Genomic DNA, 5023 nt, shown 5'->3' with positions numbered 1-5023 from the left:
TAACACCGCGCGTAATACCGCGGTGATCCGCTCCAACTACCTGACCAGTGAAGGCGTGAAGTTCTACAGCGAGTCGGTGAAGTTATTCAAAGACCTGTCCAACGAATTCGACTTCAACATCATGTATTCCGAACGCGGCCAGCTGACCTTGGCCCACACCGACGCCACTGTGCGTGCATTCCGCCAACGTGCTGAAGTGAACAAGCACTTTGGCGGCCGCACGGAAATGATCGACCGCCAGCAGATTCGCGAACTGGTGCCGAGCCTCAACCTCGACCCCGGCCATTTACCCGTATTGGCCGGGCTTTGGCATATCGATGGCGGCACCGCGCGGCACGATGCGGTGGCCTGGGGTTATGCCAAGGGTGCAGCGAAACGCGGCGTGGAAATCCATCAGTTGACCGAAGTTCAGGAACTGATCATCGACAACGGCCGGATCACTGGCGTGAAGACCAATCGCGGCACGATTAAATGCGGTTGCGCGGTGCAGGCCGTCGCCGGGCACAGCTCGCTAATGGCGAAGAAAGCCAAGATTGAAATGCCCATCGTCTGTTATCCGCTGCAAGCGATGGTGACTCAGCCATTCAAACCGTTTCTTGACCCGCTGGTGAGTTCATCGGCGCTGCACTGTTACGTGCAGCAGACCAGCCGCGGCGAAGTGGTATTCGGTGGCGGTTCGGACCCCTACCCGCTTTACAACACGCGCTCGACCCTCGACCTGAAAGAAAGCCTGATCTCGGCAGCGGTGGAAATGTTCCCGTTCCTGGCCAACGCCAAGTTGATGCGACAGTGGGCCGGGATCACCGACATGACCCCCGATTACAGCCCGATCATGGGCCTGTCGCCGGTAGAGAATTACTACCTGGATGCCGGTTGGGGCACGTGGGGGTTCAAGGCCACGCCAATCTGCGGCAAGACTATGGCTGAGCTGGTCGCTTCCGGCGGCAAAGTCCCGGATTTGATCAAACCCTTTGGCCTGGAACGCTTCTCAACCTTTCAACAAGTCAACGAAATGGGCGCTACGGCGGCCAGCCACTAAGGGGCACACCTATGAAAGTCATGAACTGCCCCCTGAATGGGCCGCGCAACATCACCGAATTCACCTATGGCGGCGAGTTCAAGGACATGCCAAATCCAACTACTTGCAGCGACGCGCAATGGGCACATTACGTGTTCAACAGCGAAAACGCTGCAGGCGTGGTCCGTGAATGGTGGATGCACAACGCCTCCAGTTATTGGTTCCTCGCTGAACGTCATACCGTCACCGACGAAATTCTACGGACGTTCGACGCCAAGGAAATCTACACCCAGCGCGTCGACTTCAGCCCAGTGGAGCACCGCAATGAACCAGCTTGATGCCAATTTTGATAACCGCTTGCCCGCGCCCATGGGCCTGTTGATCGACCGTCAGCGTCCGCTGGCGTTTAACTTCGATGGCAAGCCGTATTCCGGATTTGCCGGTGACAGCATTGCCAGTGCGTTGCTGGGCAATGGTCGTTACCTATTGTCGCGCTCGTTCAAATATCACCGGCCACGCGGCCCATTGACCATGGCCGGGCAAGACGCCAATACCTTGGTACAACTGCCGGACGAGCCTAACGTGCTGGCGGATACCTATTGGTTGCAAGCCGGCGCCGACGTCAGCGGGCAAAATTACGCCGGCACCCTGGACAATGACCGTGACGCGCTGCTGGGCAAGTTCTCGCGCTTCATGCCGGTGGGCTTTTATTACCGCTCGTTCTACAAACCCAAGGGCATGTGGAAAATCTGGGAACCGATCATCCGCAAGAAAGCCGGGCTGGGCATTCTCAACCTCGACTTTAAGCCGGAGTATTACGACAAGGCTTATTTGTTCATCGATCTGGCGGTTATCGGCGCCGGTCCTGCTGGCTTGCAGGCGGCACTGACCGCTGCGAATGCCGGGGCAAAAGTGTTGCTGATCGAGCAACAACGCTTGCTGGGCGGCGCCCTGACCTATGCGCGCTTTGACGTTCAAGGCACTCAAGCTGACAGCGTGCGCAAGGGCTTGGTCGACGCAGTGACCCGGCACGCCAACATTCAGGTTCTCACCGAAGCTACGTGTAATGGTTGGTTCACCGACAATTACCTGCCGGTGATCAAGGGCAAGCGCATGTTCAAAGTGCGCGCCAGCCAATGCATCATTGCTTCGGGGGCTTTCGACCAGCCGGTGATTTTCCGCAACAATGACCTGCCAGGCGTGATGCTGTGCAGTGCCGCGCAACGCTTGATGAAGCTGTATGCAGTCAAACCGGGTAAACGTGCCGTGGTCCTGACTGGCAACGACGACGGCTATCGCACGGCGCTGGATCTGCACCAACAAGGCGTTGAAGTGGCCGCAGTCGTCGACATGCGCGCTGGCGCTGATGACCCTGATTTGAGCGCCGAATTACAGCGTCTGGGGATCACTGTTCATCTGCAACATACCGTGTACGAGGCCCTGCACAGCAAAGGCATGCGCCACGTCAGCGGTGTCGATGTGCGGCGCATAACCAAGCGCGGCGAAGTGGCCAAGGACAGCCTTAAATTTGATTGCGACTTGTTGTGCATGACCGCCGGTTACATGCCGGTCTACCAACTGGCGTGTCAGGCCGGCGGTAAGCTGGCTTACGCCGATCCCTCCGCAGAATTTGCGATCACCGGCTTGCCGAAGAACCTGGCGATTGCTGGCTCGGCAAACGGTCGGCACCTGTTGGAAAACGTGCTGTTGGACGGCGCAAAAATGGGTGCTCAAGCGGCCATAGCGCTGGGTTTAAGTGCCGATCAGCAAGAGCAGGCGCTGAGCCCCGAACAGCGAGTCAATTTTGATTGGCCAATATTCCCGCACCCGGATGGCAAGGAGTTCGTCGACTTTGATGAAGATTTGCAAATCCGCGACATTATCAACGCCACCCGTCACGGCTACCGCGACGTGCAACTGGTCAAACGTTTTTCCACGGTAGGCATGGGCCCGTCGCAAGGCCGGCATTCAGCATTGCCCACTGCACGTCTGGTGGCAGCGGCGACCCAGCGCACGGTCAGTGAAACGGGGGTAACCACCGCGCGTCCGCCGTTCGAAGCAGAAAAGCTCGCGCACATTGCCGGTCGTAATTTTGATCCGGTGCGGCGTACGGCTATCCATCAACGGCACGTTGAGCTTGGTGCGAAAATGATGCCGGCAGGCAATTGGCAGCGCCCGGCCTATTACCCGTTCATGGATGAAAAAGGTCAGATTGCTAGCCGTGAACGCTGCATGCAGGAAGAAACCCTGCAGGTGCGCAAAGGCGTCGGTCTGATTGATGTGTCGACCTTGGGTGGCCTCGACATTCGTGGCCCGGACGCCGCGGAACTGTTGGAGCGGATGTACACCTTTGCCTTCGCCAAACAACCCATCGGTCGTACCCGTTATGCGTTGATGACCAATGAACACGGCGTGGTCATTGATGACGGCGTGTGCGCGCGGCTTGCCGATCAGCATTTTTACGTCACGGCGACCACCAGCGGCGTTGATCGGATCTACCAGTCGATGCTCAAGTGGAACGTGCAGTGGCGCCTGAACGTCGACATCGCCAACGTCACGGCCGCGATTGCTGCGGTCAATCTGGCCGGACCGGACTCGCGCAAGGTGTTGGAAACGTTGTGCGCCGACATTGATTTGGCACCTGAGGCCTTCCCTTATCTGGGCGTGCGCCAAGGTACCGTGGCCGGGATCGCTGCGCGAGTAATGCGTGTCGGTTTTGTCGGCGAACTGGGGTATGAAATCCATGTTCCTGCACGCTTTGCCGAATACCTCTGGGATACGCTGATGGAGGCTGGAAAAGCCCATGGCATTCGACCGTTCGGTGTCGAAGCCCAGCGCTTACTGCGTCTGGAAAAAGGCCATGTGATCATCAGCCAAGACACCGACGGCATGACCCACCCGGCGGAAATTGACATGGGCTGGGCCATTGCACGCAAGAAGCCGTTCTTCGTCGGCCGTCGCTCCGTGGACATCCTTGAAGCCCAGCCACTGAAGCGCAAGCTGGTGGGTTTCAGCTTGCCCAAAGGCAGCAGCCAGCCGTTGGAAGGTCATTTGGTGCTCAAAGGTCCGGACATCAGCGGCAACGTCACGTCCTGTGAATACTCACCCACGCTGGGAATGATCATCGGCCTGGCCTATGCCGCCGTCGATCAAAGTATGCCCGGCCAACAGATTCCGATTCGGGTCGAGGGCGGTGAGGTGGTACAGGCCACGGTGGTCAAACTGCCGTTTTTCGATAACGACAGCACACGTCAGGAGCTGTAAACCATGGTCACTCTTAACACCACGGATTTTCACGAACGGAGCCCGCTGTATGTGCTTCAACAGCAAGCACAGCTGGCCCGTTTGGGTGACAGTTTGATCGTCAGCCGTTATGCCGATGAGGATGAAGCGGCGCAGTTTGAGCGCTGTGCCCTGCTCGACCTGAGCAACCTGGCGCGGGTCGGCTTTCGGGGTGCCGATGCTGCCGAGCATTTGTCTGCCCAGCACTTCGACTTGCCTGATGTGCCAAACCGTTGCGTACTGCAAAGCGACGGCAGCCAGGTCGCACGCCTGTCACAGACCGAATACTTTGTTCTAGGGAGCTTGCACGATGCTGGCACCCGGGTTCAGACACTTGAACGCCAGTGGCAACAGTCCGCCAAGGCCTGCTACATGCTGCCACGCCAGGACAGCCACGCGTGGCTGGTATTGGCCGGCGAACACGCCAGCGCGGTGATGGCCAAAGTCTGTGGCGTTGACCTTCGGCAGCAGGCATTTGCAGTGGGCGCTGTGGCACAGACCTCAGTAGCCCGCATGAGCGCGGTCGTCATCAACGGCTCCTCAACGAGCGTGCCGCTGTTCCACATCCTCTGCGACCGAGCGTCAGCCCAATACCTCTGGGGCGCACTGCTGGATGCCATGCAAGAGTTTGCTGGTAAAGCGGTTGGGGTGGATGTGTTGTACCCCAACTCCGGCGCCATGCCGAGACTCTAATGGGGGACCAACCGGGGCGCGTAGCTTTGT

4 protein-coding genes are annotated in these 5023 nt (G+C 58.5%); all 4 read left to right on the top strand.

The features are described 5' to 3' along the window. A partial coding sequence (locus tag M0974_RS24290; RefSeq protein WP_297842987.1) for an FAD-dependent oxidoreductase occupies positions 1–1039 on the top strand: 1039 nt, incomplete at its 5' end. A gap of 11 nt (positions 1040–1050) precedes the next feature. Next, on the top strand, positions 1051–1356 hold the full coding sequence (locus M0974_RS24285) for a sarcosine oxidase subunit delta (RefSeq protein ID WP_297842984.1): 306 nt from the start codon (positions 1051–1053) through the stop codon (positions 1354–1356). Continuing rightward, positions 1343–4282: a 2Fe-2S iron-sulfur cluster-binding protein gene (locus M0974_RS24280; protein WP_297842981.1), complete on the top strand. Its 2940-nt coding sequence runs from the start codon at positions 1343–1345 to the stop codon at positions 4280–4282. Before M0974_RS24285 ends, M0974_RS24280 begins: the two co-directional genes overlap by 14 nt. A gap of 3 nt (positions 4283–4285) precedes the next feature. Next, positions 4286–4993 (top strand): sarcosine oxidase, encoded by a 708-nt coding sequence (locus M0974_RS24275; protein ID WP_297842978.1) that lies wholly within the window; start codon positions 4286–4288, stop codon positions 4991–4993. Positions 4994–5023 lie beyond the last annotated feature (30 nt).

This window comes from Pseudomonas sp. (genome assembly GCF_026224925.1).
Lineage (GTDB): Bacteria > Pseudomonadota > Gammaproteobacteria > Pseudomonadales > Pseudomonadaceae > Aquipseudomonas.
Note: the sequence above shows the minus strand (reverse complement) of the source record. Positions and strands in the feature narration are given on the sequence as shown.

Bases quoted from the DNA above. Each gene is read 5' to 3' on its own strand.
- M0974_RS24280 (WP_297842981.1), top strand. From the start codon at position 1,343: ATGAACCAGCTTGATGCCAATTTTGATAACCGCTTGCCCGCGCCCATG.
- M0974_RS24285 (WP_297842984.1), top strand. From the start codon at position 1,051: ATGAAAGTCATGAACTGCCCCCTGAATGGGCCGCGCAACATCACCGAA.
- M0974_RS24275 (WP_297842978.1), top strand. From the start codon at position 4,286: ATGGTCACTCTTAACACCACGGATTTTCACGAACGGAGCCCGCTGTAT.